At 65.5% G+C, this 15,298-nt stretch carries 13 protein-coding genes and 4 pseudogenes; 11 read left to right on the plus strand and 6 right to left on the minus strand.

What is annotated here, in order from left to right; all coding sequences use genetic code 11:
- Positions 1–17: 17 nt before the first annotated feature.
- Positions 18–1,475, minus strand: coding sequence for an IMP dehydrogenase (gene guaB, locus NI18_RS04715; RefSeq protein ID WP_031393400.1), 1,458 nt, complete (start codon positions 1,473–1,475; stop codon positions 18–20).
- 120 nt (positions 1,476–1,595) lie between these two features.
- Between guaB and NI18_RS04720 the strand changes: the two genes are divergently transcribed.
- Both NI18_RS04720 and NI18_RS04725 read left to right on the plus strand, forming a co-directional pair.
- The gene (locus tag NI18_RS04720) at positions 1,596–2,588 is read left to right on the plus strand and encodes an SPFH domain-containing protein (protein ID WP_031438995.1); all 993 of its coding nucleotides are present in this window, start codon (positions 1,596–1,598) and stop codon (positions 2,586–2,588) included.
- 25 nt (positions 2,589–2,613) lie between these two features.
- A complete protein-coding gene (locus NI18_RS04725; protein WP_347574800.1) occupies positions 2,614–3,024 on the plus strand; it encodes an NfeD family protein in 411 nt (136 codons plus the stop codon).
- Positions 3,025–3,136: 112 nt separating this feature from the next.
- Here NI18_RS04725 and NI18_RS04730 read toward each other — a convergent pair.
- Positions 3,137–4,745: pseudogene (locus NI18_RS04730) on the minus strand (phosphoenolpyruvate carboxykinase).
- Positions 4,746–4,947: 202 nt separating this feature from the next.
- Between NI18_RS04730 and NI18_RS04735 the strand changes: the two are divergent.
- The 7 genes and pseudogenes from NI18_RS04735 (at position 4,948) to NI18_RS04765 (ending at position 10,191) form a co-directional block, all read left to right on the plus strand.
- Entirely contained in the window at positions 4,948–5,655 is a 708-nt protein-coding gene (locus tag NI18_RS04735) for a response regulator transcription factor (protein ID WP_031393404.1), read from the plus strand.
- Between the two features lies 1 nt (position 5,656).
- Positions 5,657–7,239 (plus strand): annotated as a pseudogene (locus NI18_RS04740) (stimulus-sensing domain-containing protein).
- Positions 7,229–7,684 (plus strand): HPr kinase/phosphatase C-terminal domain-containing protein, encoded by a 456-nt coding sequence (locus NI18_RS04745; protein ID WP_031438991.1) that lies wholly within the window; start codon positions 7,229–7,231, stop codon positions 7,682–7,684. The pseudogene NI18_RS04740 and the gene NI18_RS04745 overlap by 11 nt, the downstream one beginning before the upstream one ends.
- Positions 7,681–8,598 carry an RNase adapter RapZ gene (gene rapZ / locus NI18_RS04750; RefSeq protein WP_031438990.1) on the plus strand — a complete coding sequence of 306 codons (918 nt, stop codon included), beginning with the start codon at positions 7,681–7,683 and terminating at the stop codon, positions 8,596–8,598. Before NI18_RS04745 ends, rapZ begins: the two co-directional genes overlap by 4 nt.
- A 16-nt stretch (positions 8,599–8,614) precedes the next feature.
- A complete protein-coding gene (locus NI18_RS04755) occupies positions 8,615–9,022 on the plus strand; it encodes a PTS sugar transporter subunit IIA (RefSeq protein ID WP_031393408.1) in 408 nt (135 codons plus the stop codon).
- On the plus strand, positions 9,019–9,294 hold the full coding sequence (locus NI18_RS04760) for an HPr family phosphocarrier protein (protein ID WP_031393409.1): 276 nt from the start codon (positions 9,019–9,021) through the stop codon (positions 9,292–9,294). The genes NI18_RS04755 and NI18_RS04760 overlap by 4 nt, the downstream gene beginning before the upstream one ends.
- Positions 9,295–9,393: 99 nt before the next feature.
- Positions 9,394–10,191 (plus strand): RNA methyltransferase, encoded by a 798-nt coding sequence (locus tag NI18_RS04765; protein ID WP_037528485.1) that lies wholly within the window; start codon positions 9,394–9,396, stop codon positions 10,189–10,191.
- A 9-nt stretch (positions 10,192–10,200) separates the two neighbouring features.
- Here NI18_RS04765 and rmuC read toward each other — a convergent pair whose 3' ends face one another.
- The 3 genes from rmuC to recR form a co-directional block, all read right to left on the minus strand.
- The gene (gene rmuC, locus NI18_RS04770) at positions 10,201–11,664 is read right to left on the minus strand and encodes a DNA recombination protein RmuC (protein WP_037528487.1); all 1,464 of its coding nucleotides are present in this window, start codon (positions 11,662–11,664) and stop codon (positions 10,201–10,203) included.
- Between the two features lie 418 nt (positions 11,665–12,082).
- Positions 12,083–12,607, minus strand: coding sequence for a peptide deformylase (gene def / locus NI18_RS04775; RefSeq protein WP_031438987.1), 525 nt, complete (start codon positions 12,605–12,607; stop codon positions 12,083–12,085).
- 58 nt (positions 12,608–12,665) lie between these two features.
- A complete protein-coding gene (gene recR / locus NI18_RS04780) occupies positions 12,666–13,262 on the minus strand; it encodes a recombination mediator RecR (RefSeq protein WP_031393413.1) in 597 nt (198 codons plus the stop codon).
- A gap of 52 nt (positions 13,263–13,314) precedes the next feature.
- Here recR and fmt point away from each other — a divergent pair.
- Positions 13,315–14,242, plus strand: a pseudogene (fmt, locus tag NI18_RS04785) (methionyl-tRNA formyltransferase).
- A complete protein-coding gene (gene truA, locus NI18_RS04790) occupies positions 14,239–14,979 on the plus strand; it encodes a tRNA pseudouridine(38-40) synthase TruA (RefSeq protein ID WP_037528489.1) in 741 nt (246 codons plus the stop codon). The pseudogene fmt and the gene truA overlap by 4 nt, the downstream one beginning before the upstream one ends.
- Before the next feature lie 12 nt (positions 14,980–14,991).
- On the opposite strand, the pseudogene NI18_RS04795 reads toward truA, so the two are convergent.
- Positions 14,992–15,298 (minus strand): annotated as a pseudogene (locus NI18_RS04795) (class I SAM-dependent RNA methyltransferase); the annotation flags it as partial.

Here is a 15,298-nt window from a genome sequence, read left to right on the forward strand (position 1 = left end):
ATCGGGAGGCGTCGATGCTAGCGCGTCGGGTAGTTCGGGGCCTCGCGCGTGATCGTGACGTCGTGGACATGGCTCTCCATCAGGCCGGCACCGGTGATCTGGACGAATTCCGCGCGTGCCTGCAGATCCGGAATCGTCGCCGACCCGGTATAGCCCATCGCTGCCTTGATCCCGCCGACGAGCTGGTGGACGACGTCGCGTGCCGGACCCTTATACGCAACCTGCCCTTCGATGCCCTCGGGAACCAGCTTCAGCTGGTCCTTGATATCGCCCTGGAAGTAGCGATCCGCAGACCCGCGACCCATAGCGCCGACCGAACCCATGCCACGATAGGATTTATACGCGCGGCCCTGGTAGAGGAAGGTTTCGCCCGGCGCCTCGTCCGTCCCGGCGAGCAGCGACCCGATCATCACGGTCGATGCGCCTGCAGCCAGCGCCTTGGCCATGTCGCCCGACGTGCGGATACCGCCATCCGCGATCACCGGTACGCCGGCCTTGTGACCGGCTTCGGCGCAATCCATCACGGCCGTCAACTGCGGCACGCCCACGCCAGCGACCACCCGCGTGGTGCAGATCGACCCGGGGCCGATGCCGACCTTGATGCCGTCCGCGCCCGCGTCGATCAGCGCGCGGGTGGCGTCGCCCGTCGCGACGTTCCCGGCAACGACCTGGACCGAGTTGGACAGTTTCTTCACTCGCTCAACGGCACGCCCGACGTCACGATTATGACCATGTGCCGTGTCGATGACGATCAGGTCGCATCCGGCGTCGACCAGCTGTTCCGTGCGATCGAAGCCCTTGTCGCCGACGGTCGTCGCCGCTGCGACACGCAGGCGGCCCGCTTCGTCCTTGGTCGCATCGGGGAACATGACGGCCTTTTCGATATCCTTGACCGTAATGAGGCCGACGCAACGATACTCGGCATCGACGACCAGCAGCTTTTCGATGCGACGCTGGTGCAGCAGCCGGCGCGCTTCCTCCTTGCCGACCTCGGTCGATACAGTCGCAAGATTCTCGTGCGTCATGAGCTCGCTGACCGGCTGCTGCGGGTTTCCGGCAAAGCGAACATCGCGATTGGTCAGGATTCCGACCAGCTTGCCATCCGACTCGACGACCGGAATGCCGCTGATCCGATGGCCGGCCATCAACGCCTGCGCTTCGCCCAGAGTGGCGGTCGGCTTGATCGTGATCGGGTTGACCACCATCCCCGATTCGAACCGCTTGACCTGACGGACCGCGACAACCTGTTCCTCGATCGTCAGGTTACGGTGTAGCACGCCGATGCCGCCGAGCTGCGCCATGACGATCGCCATGTCCGCTTCGGTCACAGTATCCATTGCGGAGGACAGGATCGGAATGTTGAGGGCTATCCCCCGTGTTACCTGGGTCCGCGTGTCCGCCTGGCTTGGCAGCACGTCCGATTCCCCCGGATACAGTAGGACGTCGTCGAAAGTGAGGCCGAGGCGGATATCCATGAAAGCTGCCGATCCTGGGTGTGGGGTGGCGCGCCATGTAACCAAAGCGGGCGCGTACGGCTAGGCCCCTCTGCGAACGGCGTGCTATAGCCGGGCACTACACGCATGGGGGATATTCCGATGGGGTTGATTGTCGCCGGGCTCGCAGTGGCGCTGGTGCTGTTCTATTTGATGACCAGTATCAAGATCGTACGTCAGGGCTATCAGTACACGATCGAACATTTCGGAAGGTTCACCACGGTCGCAAGGCCCGGCTTCAATTTCTATCCGGCGTTTTTCTACCGCGTCGGGCGGAAGGTGAACATGATGGAGCAGGTGATCGATATTCCCGGGCAGGAGATCATCACCAAGGACAATGCGATGATATCGACCGACGGGGTCGTGTTCTTCCAGGTGCTGGATTCGGCCAAGGCCGCCTATGAGGTGTCCGACCTGTATCAGGCGCTGCTGCAGCTCACGACGACGAACCTTCGCACCGTCATGGGCTCGATGGATCTCGACGAGACATTGAGCAAGCGCGACGAGATCAATGCGCGATTGCTGAGCGTCGTCGACCACGCAACGACGCCGTGGGGCGTCAAGATCACCCGGGTGGAGATCAAGGACATCCGTCCGCCAGCAGACATCGTCAACGCCATGGGCCGCCAGATGAAGGCCGAGCGCGAGAAGCGCGCAAACATTCTGGACGCGGAAGGCTCACGCGCCTCGGAAATCCTCCGGGCAGAGGGCCAGAAGCAGGCACGGATCCTGGAGTCGGAGGGCCGCAAGGAATCGGCCTTTCGCGATGCCGAGGCCCGCGAGCGTGCGGCCGTTGCCGAAGCGTCAGCGACCCGGGCCGTGTCGCAGGCGATCGAGGAGGGCGGCGCGCAGGCGATCAACTATTTCATCGCGCAGAAATATGTCGAGGCAATCGGCAAATTCGCCACGTCGCCCAATGCGAAGACGATCCTGTTTCCCGTCGAGGCGACCCAGTTGATGGGAACGCTGGGTGGCATTGGCGAGATTGCGAAGGATGCCCTGCGCGACACGGTGCCGTCAGCCACCTCGGCAGCGAAGCCGTCACCCAGGGGACCATTTGAACTGTCGAACGCCAACGAAGTGCCGAAAAGCTAATGTATGGAGTCGGACCGGCCGTTGCATGGCTGATCGCTGCGCTGGTGTTGGGAATCGCGGAACTGGCTGTTCCGGGCGTTTCCTGGTCTTTCTGGCGATCGCCGCAGCGTTCACCGGGGTGATGGCGCTCGCGTTTCCGGACCTGCCGGTCGCCGTACAGCTTGTAGCCTTCGCGGTCTGGAGTGTGGTCGCGGTCACGATCGGCAAACGATGGTATCGTGACTATCCGGTCGAGGGCGGGGATCCGCTGCTGAACGACCGCGCGGCGCGATTGATCGGCCAGATCGTGATCGTCGAGACGGCGCTCGTTGGTGGCCAAGGCCGTGTTCTCGTCGGTGACGGCAGCTGGCCCGCACGCGGGCCCGACGCGGCGGTCGGCACGCGGGTCAGGATCGTCGCGGTGATGGACGGCGCGGTGGCTGTGGAACCTCAGTAGACGGGCGTCGCAACGTCTCGGACGGCCCGTTTAATGTCGATGGCGGGACCGAGAAGGGCTCGACGCCCCATCCCGGTCCGGCACCCGCGAACCTACCGGGCCGCTCGGTTTGTCACGCAGCTTCGGTCACCTTCGGCGCCGCCTGCATTACGCTGGCATCGACATGCTCCGAGAACTGCGCGAAATTCTCGACGAACAGATCGACCAGCTTTGCCGCTGTCGCGTCATAGGCATCGGTATCTGCCCATGTCGTCCGCGGATCGAGGATGGCGTCGTCGACGCCCTGTACGCTCACCGGAACCTGAAACCCAAAGTTAGGGTCCGTACGAAATTCGGCAGTCTTCAGACTGCCGTCCAGCGCAGCGTTCAGAAGCGCACGCGTAGCCTTGATCGCATCCGGCTGCCGACACCATATTTGCCCCCGGTCCAACCCGTATTCACCAGCCAGCAGTCGACCCCGCCGCGGGCGATCCGCGCTTTCAGGAGATTACCATAAACCGAGGGATGCCGCGGCATGAACGGAGCGCCGAAACAGGTCGAGAACGTCGCATCGGGCTCGGTCACGCCGATTTCAGTGCCGGCGACGCGGGCCGTATAGCCTGACAGAAAGTGGTACATCGCCTGATCCGGCGTCAGTTTGGCAATCGGCGGAAGCACACCATAGGCATCGGCGGTCAACATCACGATGTTCCGCGGAACCGGACCCATATTGTCCGCCGAGCTGTTGGGAATGAAGTCGATCGGATAGGCGCCCCGGCTATTTTCCGCGAGCGTGTGATCGTCAAGATCAAGCAGGCGCGTGGTGGGATCCATCACGACATTCTCGAGAACCGTTCCGAACCGCTTCGTCGTCGCGAAGATCTCGGGCTCGGCATCGGCCGACAAACGGATCATCTTGGCGTAGCAGCCACCTTCGAAGTTGAAGACGGCGGTATCGGACCAGCCATGCTCATCGTCGCCGATCAGCGTTCGGCTGGCATCGGCACTCAAGGTCGTCTTGCCGGTGCCAGAAAGCCCGAAGAACACCGCGGTATCGCCGTTTGCGCCCATGTTTGCCGAACAATGCATCGGCATCACCCCGGCCGGCGGCAGGAGGTAGTTGAGCAGGCCGAAGACCGACTTTTTCATCTCCCCGGCATATTTCGTACCCCCGATAAGGATGAGCCGATCGGTGAAATTGACCGCGATGACGGTTTCGCTGCGGCAACCATGCCGCGCGGGATCGGCCTGGAAGCTGGGCAGATCGATGATCGTATAGTCGCTTGAAAGCCTTTCAGCGCCGACGCTTCCGGACGGACAAGCATCGTCCGGATGAAGAGATTGTGCCAGGCGAGTTCCGTGACGACGCGAACATTCACCCGGTGATCGGGTTGCGATCCGCCATATAGGTCCTGAACGAACAGCGTATTCTTCTGCGCCAGCGCGGCGTAGAAATCTGCCTTCAGTGCGGCAAAGTGCGCCGCAGCCATCGGCTTGTTGCTCTTGCCCCACCAGACGGTCGCGCCGGTTTCCGCGTCGCGGACGATGAACTTGTCCTGAGCCGAACGTCCGGTATGGGCGCCCGTTTCGACGACCAGGGGCCCGTCGGCGGACAGACGCCCCTCACCCCGGTCGAGCGCGGCTTCGACCAGCTGCGCGGTCACCAGATTCCAGTGCACCTCCGCATGTGTTTCAATTCCCTGCGCATCGAGCCCTGAGGCAGGGGTTCGCAAATCGGACACGGCATCTCTCCATAAGACACTTGCGCATACGTATGTATGTCGTTGAGGCTCGATCTAGGCGGGCCTGTGATCCGGGTCAATTCGACCGGAGGGCGTGCAACTCACGCCGCGGTCTGGTGTACCCCGGTTGAGTACGCTAGCACTTTGCCCTACGCAGCCCGAGATTTATCCCGGCGGGCGCCAAGAAGATGACAGCCAGACCATGACGGCAACGATCGCGCTCGTCGATGACGACCGAAACATCCTGACGTCCGTGTCGATCGCCCTTCAGACCGAAGGGTTTGTCACGCGGGTCTATTCGGATGGCGAGACCGCGCTGAAGGCCTTGACGGACAATCCCCCCGATCTGGCGATCTTCGACATCAAGATGCCCCGTATGGATGGTCTGGAACTGTTGCGGCGGCTGCGCGAAAAGAGCCAGATACCTGTCATCTTCCTGACCAGCAAGGATGACGAACTCGACGAGGCGCTTGGCCTTGCGATGGGGGCGGACGATTATATCGCGAAGCCGTTCTCGCAGCGATTGCTGATTGCGCGGGTCCGGGCGATCCTGCGGCGCGCGGAGTTGACCCGGTCGCCTGGCACGGAGACGGAGGCCGAGGCGGCCGGGCCGCTTGACCGGGGACGGCTCAGCATGGACCCGGCGCGCCACCGGACCCTGTGGGCTGGCGAACCCGTGACGCTGACGGTGACGGAGTTCATGATCCTCGAAACGCTCGCGCAGCGGCCGGGTATCGTCAAGACGCGCAACCAGTTGATGGACGCAGCCTATCAGGACGACATCTATGTCGACGACCGGACGATCGACAGCCACATAAAGCGGCTTCGTCGCAAGTTCCGACAGGTCGATCCAGATTTCGACGCGATCGAAACGCTGTATGGGGCAGGCTATCGGTTCTCCGAAGATTAGCATGGGACGGAGCGATTCGGGCGACGACGTGGGCGATCGTAACGAGGATGACGGTCGCGACCTGACATTACGCTGGTCGGGTCAGATCTCGCTCACGCGGCGCATCCTCGCCGTCAATATCTTCGCGCTCTTGCTGCTCGCAGGCGGCTTTTTCTACCTCGATTCCTATCGCAGCCGTATCGTCGACAGCCGCGTCGCGCAGGCCGCACGCGAGGCGCGGCTGATCGGTGAGGCAATCGCCGCAGTCGATCCGGCGCTGCGTGAGCCGCTCATCGTTCGGCTGGCGCAGGATACGGGCTCGCAGATCCGGGTCTTCGACCGCGACGGGCAGATCATCAAGGACAGTCGCGCACTGGGGCTACGCAGTTTCGTGCTGCACGACCCGGACAAGGAAGACTGGGGGCAGGATGCCGCGCGCTTTCTCGACGCGGTCATCGACGTGGTCGTGATGGCGCCCCGCGCACCGCTTTACCGCGAACGCGGCCCGCGGCAACGCTGGCCCGACGTCGAGGACGTACGGTTGCGGCATGGCATCTCCACGACGGTCTGGCGCGCGCCCGACCGCACCCCAGTGATAACGGCTGCGGCCCGCGTGCCGGGCGGCGGCGTGGTGATGACGACGGTGAACGCGCGTGACATCACGCGCACCGTGCGTATCGAACGCTTCCGCCTGAGCATGGTGCTGTTGCTGGTCTCAATCGTGTCCGTGCTGCTGTCGCTGTTCCTTGCACGCACCATCGTCCGGCCCCTGCGCCGTCTCGCTCGGGCGGCGGTGCGGGTGCGGCTCGGGCGCGCGCGCGAAGTCGTGGTCCCTCGACTGCGTCGCGCCGGGATGAACTGGGCATGCTTGCCAGGGCGCTGTCGGACATGAGCCTGGCGCTCAGGGCCCGCATCGACGCGACCGAAGCGTTCGCCGCCGACGTTACGCATGAGATGAAGAACCCGCTGGCGTCGTTACGGTCTGCGGTGGAAGGGCTGTCACGCGTGCAGGATCCCGCCCTCAAGGAGCAGCTGATGGCGATCGTGCGAGACGATGTCCATCGACTAGATCGGCTGATCTCCGACATCTCCGACGCGTCGCGACTGGACGCACAGCTCAGCCGGGCAAAGTTCGAACCGATCGACATGGTCAGCCTGATCGACGGCTTGCTGTCGCAGCGCCTCGCTCGCGACGTCGAACGTGAAATCCGTTTTCGCTTCGATCGCAGCGACGATGGCCCGTTCGTCGTGCTCGGCGAAGGCGCCCGGCTCGAGCGTGTGATCGAGAACCTGATCGATAACGCGGTATCCTTCTCGCCCGACCGCGGCCTGATCACGTTGTCTGCAATGCGCGGCGCGCACGAGGTCGTCCTTCGTGTCGAGGATGAGGGCCCGGGCGTCCCTCCAGACGCACGCGATGCGATCTTTCGCCGCTTCCACTCGGTCAGACCTGACGGCGAAGCCTTCGGGCGTCACTCCGGATTGGGGCTCGCCATTGCGCGCACCATCGTCGAGGGGCATCAGGGCACGATCACCGTCGAATCGCGCGAGGATCGGCTGGGCGGTGCCCGGTTCGTAATCCATCTGCCGCTGTATGCACGATGAGGGAGCCCTAGTTCTGTCTGTCCTCTCGTCCGATCGCCTGCATGCGACGACCGTCTCGATCGGCGGCCAGGGCGTCCTGCTGGAAGGACCTTCCGGCATCGGCAAGTCCGACCTCGCCCTTCGCCTTATCGACCGCGGCGCAATGCTGGTCAGCGACGACCAGACCATCGTGGTGCGCTCGGGTGCCCGGTTGCTGGCACACCCACCCGCTTCCATCGCAGGCCGGATCGAGGTTCGCGGCCTCGGCATTATCGTCATGCCCTATGTTGTCGACATACCCATCGCCTTGCTCGTACGGCTAGGAAGTCAGGTCCCGCGGATGCCCGAGCTTGAGGCGCGGCGGATCGCTGGTGCCGATATCCCGGTCCTCCTGCTCGAACCACTCCAGGCGTCCGCTCCACTGAAGGTTGAACTGGCTCTGAAACACGGAATTCTCGCCGCATGACGCGCCAATCAAAGCCGATCCTGCTGATCACTGGCATGTCGGGCGCGGGCAAATCGACCGTCCTCAAGACGCTTGAGGATCTGGGCTGGGAGATCGTCGACAACCTACCGCTGATGCTGCTCGATCGGTTGCTAGATACGCCGCGCGCAAAGGGACAAATGGATGATTCCACCCCCCTGGCGATTGGTATTGGCTCGCAAACGCGCGATTTTGATGCGGATCGCATCATCGGGCGCATCCGCGATCTCCGCGATCGGCACGGTCTGGAAATCGGGACGCTGTTTCTCGACTGTTCGGGGGTAGAACTCGAGCGACGCTATTCGGAAACACGGCGGCGTCATCCGCTAGCCCCCGATCGCCCCGCGGGCGACGGGATCGCGCGCGAGCGTGAAATGCTGCGGCCGCTGCGCGACTGGGCGAACCGGTTGATCGACACGACCACATTGGCGGCCAACGAGCTGGCGCAACAGATCCGCCACAGCTTCGCGCAGGACGATCAGGGTGCTCCGACGCTGTCGATCCAGTCGTTCGGCTTCGCGCGCGGGCTACCGCGCAACGCTGACCTTGTCTTCGACATGCGGTTTTTGCGAAATCCGCATTGGGATCCGCAGCTGCGTCCTGGGACCGGACTGGATGCCGAGGTTGCGCAATATGTCATGGCCGATCCGGCCTATGAAGCCGCTGTCAGCCGCATCGAGGATCTGCTGCTCCTGTTGCTGCCGCGCTACAAGGCGGAGGGCAAGTCCTATGTCAGCGTTGCGATCGGGTGTACCGGAGGGAGACATCGATCGGTTCATGTCGCCGAACGGATCGCCGGACGGTTGCGCGCAGAGGGTTTTTCGCCCACGGTAAACCATCGCGACCTGGGGGCCGCGCCGCAGGACTCGCTTGAGGGACCACCGGTCGGCTTATGAGTATGAAGCGTCTGATATGATCGGCCTAGTTTTGGTGACCCACGGGCGGCTCGCCGACGAGTTCGTGACCGCAATGGTCCATGTCGTCGGCCCACAGGAACGCGTCGCGGCAATCGCGATCGGCCCCGATGACGATATGGAGGAACGCCGCGCGGATATCGCGACGGCGATCGCCGAGGTCGATGCGGGACGCGGCGTGATCGTCCTGACCGATCTGTTCGGCGGTACCCCGTCCAACCTTGCCATCTCCCTGATGGAGCGGGGCCGGGTGGAGGTGATCGCGGGAATGAACCTGCCCATGCTGATCCGGCTGGGATCGGCCCGCAAGGCGATGACGGTCGTGGCGGCGGTCGCTGCCGCGCGTGAAGCCGGCCGGAAATATATATCCGTCGCATCCGAGGTTCTCGGCGAGGCGGCCGCGTGACCGCGGTTGCGCGCACGGTCCTGATCACCAACCGCCGGGGATTGCATGCCCGGGCCAGCGCAAAGTTTGTCACACTTGCCTCCTCGCAACCTTGCGACGTGCTGGTCGAGAAGGACGGCGCGGGGAGCGTGACGGGAACGTCGATCATGGGGCTGATGATGCTCGGGGCCGCGATGGGCGATTCGATCGTCATATCGGCGACCGGCGATGGCGCGGACGAAACCGTTGCCCGGCTGGTCGAACTTGTCGAAGCCAAGTTCGGCGAGGATTGAGCCCCCTTCCCCGCAGCGCTTGCCGTGCGGAGTTGCGGCGGGCATGAGCAGCGCGTGTTGAGCAACCTCCCCTGTTTCCGCGCGCCGAAGGGCCGATAAATGCCTCGCGAAATTACCGCTTTCTCGAACCCGTTGATCAAATATGTCCGCGATCTTCGCGACAAGCGACATCGCAAGGCTGCACGCCAGTTCCTTGCCGAGGGGTTGCGGATCCTGACCGAGGCTCGCGAGACCGGCCGCCTGCCCCGCACGCTCTTCTACGCCGCGGCGAGCGCCAACCACCCGCTGGTCCATGCGCTGTCGATGGATGTCGAGGAGGCTGGTGGCGAATCGATCCAGACGACGCCGGACATCCTGTCCAAGCTGTCGGGCAAGGACAATCCGCAGGCGGTGGTCGGCGTGTTCGACGAGTTCGACGCGGCACTTGAGGATCTGGACCGGACCAGTGCGGGGATCTGGCTGGTCGCCGAGCGACTGCGGGACCCGGGCAATCTCGGCACGATTTTGCGGACCGGCGATGCCGTCGGGGCGGGCGGGCTGATCCTGATCGGCGAGTCGGTCGATCCGTTCTCCGTCGAGGCGGTGCGGGCGAGCATGGGGGCGCTGTTCACCATTCCGGTCGTCAAGACCGAGTGGGCGCCGTTCGAGGCCTGGCTCCGCAGCGGTCCCGGGCAGCTGGTCGGGCTGAGCCTCGACACCGAGACCGATTACCGGGCGGCGACGTACAGCGCCCCGACCTTCCTGCTGACCGGCAACGAGGCCCAGGGCATGCCGGCGGAGATGGCCGAAGGCTGCGACACGCTGGTCAAGATTCCGATGCTGGGCAAGGCCGACAGCCTGAACGCCGCGGTTGCCACTGCGGTGATGGCCTATGAGGTTCTTGCCCAACAGCGTTGAAAAGACGGATTAAACGTCCGCGGTCTCCGGCTTTTCGATCAGTGCCGGCCCCTCGCCGAGCGCCAGCGCGTCGATCGACGAAACGTCCTCGAGATCGCGCGCGCCGGTCTCGATATTGAGGTCGCGGAACTTGCGGCCGGTGACCATAAGGCGGCCGTTGAACGAGTTGGTGAAGCCGTTGAAGTTCTTCACCGCGCTGTTGAGACCGACCCCGACCTTGCGCAGATCGTCAGCAACCTTGGCGAGACGATCGTGCATCTCCTTGCCGAGCTCGCCGATCTTGCGTGCCTCGTTGGCGAGCTTTTCCTGCCGCCAGACCGCAGCAACCGTCCGCGCGATCGCAATCAGATTGGTAGGAGTGGCGAGCAAGACCCTCTTTTCAAAGGCGAAATCCCAGAGCGTCTGATCATGTTCGAGCGCGGCGGAGAGGAAATGCTCGCCGGGGACAAACATGATCACATAGTCGGGCGTATCGGCGAACTGGCTCCAATAGGCCTTGTTGCCGAGCCCGTTGACATGCGCACGCATCGACGCGGCGTGTGCCGCCAGCCCGACCAGCCGCTCGGCCTCGTCGACCGCACCGAAGGCATCCTGATAGGCGTTGAGCGAGACCTTGGCATCGATGACGAGTGCGCGGCCGCCGGGGACGCGGATGATCGCATCGGGGCGAAGCCGGGCGCCGGCGCGCTCATCGGCATCACCGACCGCGACGCTGACCTCGGTCTGGAAATCGGTATGTTCGCTCAGGCCGCAGGTCTCGAGCACGTTCTTCAACTGCTGCTCTCCCCAGCGGCCGCGCGACTTGGGCGCGTTGCGCAGCGAGTTGACGAGCTTGGCGGCTTCGGTCGAGACCTTTTCCTGGCCGAGCCGCATCTGTTCGATCTGCCCCTTGAGATCGCCGAACGCGTCGCGGCGCTCCGCCTCGACCTTGGCGACGCCCTCTTCATAGCGCTGCAGCCGGTCGCTGACGGGCTGGAGCATCGACTTGAGGTTCTGCCCGGCGGATTCCTCGGACTGGCGGAAGCGGGCGTCGGCGCGGTCGAGGAAGGTCTTTTGCGCGTCGCTCAGCAGCTTGTTGGCGACGTCGCCGAACTGCGCGGCCATCACGTCCTTGGCGTCGCGCAGCTCGACCAGCCGCGCCTCGAACGCCTCGCTGCGGGCATGTTCGGTGGCGAGTTCGGTGCGCGCGGCGTCGCGGTCGGCGCGGATCGTCGCGAGATCGGTGCGCAGGCGGTCCGCCTCCCCGGCCCGCTCGGCATTCTGCGCACGCAGCGTGGCGAGATCCTGGAGCGCGGCATTGCGCTCCTGCTCAACCGCGTCGCGTGCGGTGCGGACCAGATCATAGTCCGCGGCCCGCGTTCGGGCGACCGCGAGATCGCTGGCGAGTGCGCCGGCACGACGCGAGGCTAGCAGCCAGCCGAGCAACAGTCCGGCGGCGGCTGCGAGCAGCGCGACGATCACGAGTTCAGTCATGCCAGCGTCCCAATGTTGCGAATGTTGAGACGTAAGCGTGTTTTGCGCCGAGATCCGTACAATTTCCGGCGAGGCGCCCGGCTAGGCAGGGTTTGGGCGCGGGCGGCTGGGGGGGGCACGGTCTGAAAGGTCATCGTTAGAACATAGCACGAACGACGTGGTTGGGACAGAGGGATTTTCCTACCTTCGGGCGTTGGCCTTGGTCGCTACTGGAGCGGAGTTGGGCTTTGCGGGCGGTAGTGAGTGATTGCCGGGGACGTGCCAACTGGGCCCCGGCCTCGGCCCGGGGGTGGTGTTTTTGGGGGTGGTGTTTCTGGCGTGTGCCGCCCGCGATTACGCGGGGCTTCCCTGCCTGGGCCCCGGCCTTCGCCGGGGTACTGGTCTGGGTTGGCCGGTCGGCTTAACGACCGGCGCCGGGTCAGCCGAGCTTGCGGGCCTTGGCGAGTTTCTTGAGGACCATGTCGCGCTTGAGGCGGCTGATGTGGTCGATGAAGAGGACGCCGTCGAGATGGTCGATCTCGTGCTGCATGCAGGTCGAGAGCAGGCCGTCGAGCTCTTCCTCATGCGCGGCGCCGGTCTCGTCGAGCCACTTCACGCGGCAGCGGGCGGGGCGGACGACCTCGGCATATTGCTCGGGGATCGAGAGGCAACCCTCGTTATAGGTCGACATCTCTTCGCTGACCGAAAGGATCTCGGCGTTGATATAGGCCTTGGGATTCCTGATCGGCTTGTCTTCTTCGTCCTTCTCTTCCTGAAGGTCGATGACGAGGACGCGCTGCTGCACGCCGACCTGAGTCGCGGCGAGGCCGATGCCGTTGAAGTCGTACATCGTCTCGATCATGTCGGCGACGAGCGTACGGGTGGAATCGTCCACCGACGCCACCGGCTCCGCGACGAGGCGCAGGCGGGGATCGGGGACTTCGAGAACGGTCATGACGGTCATGCTGCGCAGCTAGGTTCCGCGGGTTGAGCCGTCAAGCATTTGGGTTAGGCCGCGACGATCAGGCCATCGGGCGACGCGCGCGCAGCGCCTGGGCGAGCGTGCCCTCGTCGAGATAGTCGAGCTCGCCGCCCACCGGCAGGCCGTGCGCGAGCTGCGTGACGCGGACGGGGAAGCGTTCGATGCGCTCGGCGATGTAATGCGCGGTGGTCTGGCCTTCGAGCGTCGCGTTCATCGCGAGCACGACCTCGTCGATCCCCCCCGCCTCGATCCGGCGGACGAGATTGTCGATGCTGAGATCCTCGGGACGGATGCCTTCTAATGCGGACAGGCGACCGCCGAGCACGTGGAAGCGACCGGGGAACAGCCGCGAGCGATCGAGCGCCCAGAGATCGGCGACCTCCTCGACGACGCAGAGCGAGCGCTGGTCACGGCGCGGGTCGGCGCAGATCGCGCACGGGTTGGTCGTGTCGACATTGCCGCAGACGCTGCAATTCTCCAGCCGCTCGTCGACCGCGGTCAGCGCCTCGCGCAGCGGCCCCAGCGCGGCGTCGCGCTTCTTGAGCAGATGCAGCACGGCGCGGCGTGCGGACCGGGGGCCGAGGCCGGGGAGCCGGGCCAGCGCCTGCGTCAGCGCCTCGATCTCGGGGGATGCCATCACGACCAGATAGGGGGTTGCGTCGCTCCCCGCCAGCGTGTTCGAGAGGGGCATGCGGATCATCTTCATGGGAACGCCGGACTTCGCGGTGCCGGTGCTGGAGGCCCTCGTCACGGCGGGGCACGAACTGGTGGCGGCCTATTGCCAGCCGGCACGCCCGGGCGGGCGACGCGGGCGCGAACTGGTGCCGTCGCCGGTCCAGGTCCGGGCGGAGGCGCTGGGCATCGAGGTTCGGACGCCGGTGTCGTTCAAGGCGTCGCTGCCCGAGGGGCTCGCCGCGCGGGAAGCGTTTGCGGCGCTCGACGCTGATGTCGCGGTGGTGGCCGCCTATGGCCTGATCCTGCCGCGCGCGGTGCTCGAGGCGCCGCGGTTCGGGTGCCTTAACGTCCACGGCTCGCTGTTGCCGCGGTGGCGCGGGGCGGCGCCGGTGCAGCGCGCGATCCTCGCGGGCGATGCGAAGACCGGGGGTCGGGATCATGCAGATGGAGGCCGGGCTGGATACCGGGGCGGTTCGGCTCGAGGGGCGGACTGACGTTGCGGGGAAGACGGCGGGGGATCTGACCGCCGAGCTGTCGGCGATGGGCGCGCGGTTGATGGTCGAGGTGCTGGGCGATCTCGACGCCCACCCTGCCCGGCCGCAGCCCGAAGAGGGCGTCACCTATGCGGCCAAGATCGACAAGGCGGAGGCGCGGATCGATTTCGAGCGGTCGGCGGTCGAGGTCGAGCGGCTGGTGCGCGCGATGAACCCGGCGCCGGGCGCGTGGTTCGAGGTCGCCGGCGAGCGCGTGAAGGTGCTGGCGGCGGACGTGTTGCCGTTCAGCTTTCTCGGGTGCGAGGGGCTGACCGTAAATGCCGAGCTGACGATCGGGTGCGGCGACGGTGCGATCCGGCCGACTCAGGTACAGCGGGCCGGGCGCGGCGTGACATCGGCCGAGGAACTGCTGCGCGGGTTTGCGATTCCCTCGGGGACTCAGCTTTGACGCGGTTCGCGCTCACGGTGGAGTTTGACGGCCGGCCTTTCATGGGCTGGCAGCGGCAGAAGCATGGGCCGAGCGTGCAGGCCGCGCTCGAGGCGGCGGTGCTCAAGATGACCGGCGAGGCCGTGGCGGTGCAGGCGGCGGGGCGGACCGATGCGGGGGTGCATGGGATCGCGATGCGCGCGCATGTCGACATCGAGAAGCCGCTCGCGGCGTTCCGGCTGATGGAGGGGCTGAACGCGCTGGTCAAACCGGCGCCGGTTTCGGTGCTGGCGTGCGAGGTGGTGGACGACGACTGGCATGCGCGGTTCTCGTGTATCGGGCGGTCGTACGAGTACCGGATCGTCAACCGGCGCGCGCCGCTGAGCTTCGAGGCCGGGCTGGCGTGGCAGGTGCCGCAGCCGCTGGATGCGGAGGCGATGGCGGAGGCGGCGCGCGCGCTGGTCGGGCGGCACGACTTCACGACGTTCCGGTCGGCACATTGCCAGGCGGACAGCCCGATGCGGACGCTCGACCGGCTCGACGTGGTGCGCGCGGGCGAGCGGCTGTTCGTCTACGCGGCGGCGCGGTCGTTCCTGCATCACCAGGTGCGGTCGATGGTCGGGTGCCTGGCGCTGGTCGGCATGGGGCGCTGGGCGGTCGGGGACGTCGCGGACGCGCTGGCGGCGAAGGATCGGGCGATGCTGGGGCTGAATGCACCGCCCGATGGGTTGTTCTTCGTGGCTGCGGTTTATCCCTGAGGAATTAACACCTTAGCGGACGAACTTCGCAGCGAGTTCGACATGCGTCGACCAGAGGAACTGGCCGACCGGCTGGATCCAGTCGATCCGCCAGCCGGCGTCGCAGAGCTCCTTGGCATCGCGCGCGAAGCTCGCCGGGTTGCACGAGACGTAGACGATCACCGGGGTCTTCGACGCGGCGAGCGCGCCGGCCTGTTCCCGCGCGCCCGAGCGGGGCGGATCGATCACCACCGCGTCGAACCGGTCGAGCTCGGCGACGGTCAGCGGGCGGCGGTACAGGTCGCGGTGCGTCGGGAGAGGGCGTTGCAGGCGGTGCGCG

Origin of the sequence: Sphingomonas sp. Ant20, from assembly GCF_000783375.1 — a bacterium.
GTDB lineage: Bacteria > Pseudomonadota > Alphaproteobacteria > Sphingomonadales > Sphingomonadaceae > Sphingomonas > Sphingomonas aerolata.

What these genes read in the sequence shown, in the direction of transcription:
- guaB (WP_031393400.1), bottom strand. Translation starts at nt 1,475, where the DNA reads ATGGATATCCGCCTCGGCCTCACTTTCGACGACGTCCTACTGTATCCG.
- NI18_RS04720 (WP_031438995.1), top strand. Translation starts at nt 1,596, where the DNA reads ATGGGGTTGATTGTCGCCGGGCTCGCAGTGGCGCTGGTGCTGTTCTAT.
- NI18_RS04725 (WP_347574800.1), top strand. Translation starts at nt 2,614, where the DNA reads ATGGCTGATCGCTGCGCTGGTGTTGGGAATCGCGGAACTGGCTGTTCC.
- NI18_RS04735 (WP_031393404.1), top strand. Translation starts at nt 4,948, where the DNA reads ATGACGGCAACGATCGCGCTCGTCGATGACGACCGAAACATCCTGACG.
- NI18_RS04745 (WP_031438991.1), top strand. Translation starts at nt 7,229, where the DNA reads ATGCACGATGAGGGAGCCCTAGTTCTGTCTGTCCTCTCGTCCGATCGC.
- rapZ (WP_031438990.1), top strand. Translation starts at nt 7,681, where the DNA reads ATGACGCGCCAATCAAAGCCGATCCTGCTGATCACTGGCATGTCGGGC.
- NI18_RS04755 (WP_031393408.1), top strand. Translation starts at nt 8,615, where the DNA reads ATGATCGGCCTAGTTTTGGTGACCCACGGGCGGCTCGCCGACGAGTTC.
- NI18_RS04765 (WP_037528485.1), top strand. Translation starts at nt 9,394, where the DNA reads ATGCCTCGCGAAATTACCGCTTTCTCGAACCCGTTGATCAAATATGTC.
- rmuC (WP_037528487.1), bottom strand. Translation starts at nt 11,664, where the DNA reads ATGACTGAACTCGTGATCGTCGCGCTGCTCGCAGCCGCCGCCGGACTG.
- def (WP_031438987.1), bottom strand. Translation starts at nt 12,607, where the DNA reads ATGACCGTCATGACCGTTCTCGAAGTCCCCGATCCCCGCCTGCGCCTC.
- recR (WP_031393413.1), bottom strand. Translation starts at nt 13,262, where the DNA reads ATGGCATCCCCCGAGATCGAGGCGCTGACGCAGGCGCTGGCCCGGCTC.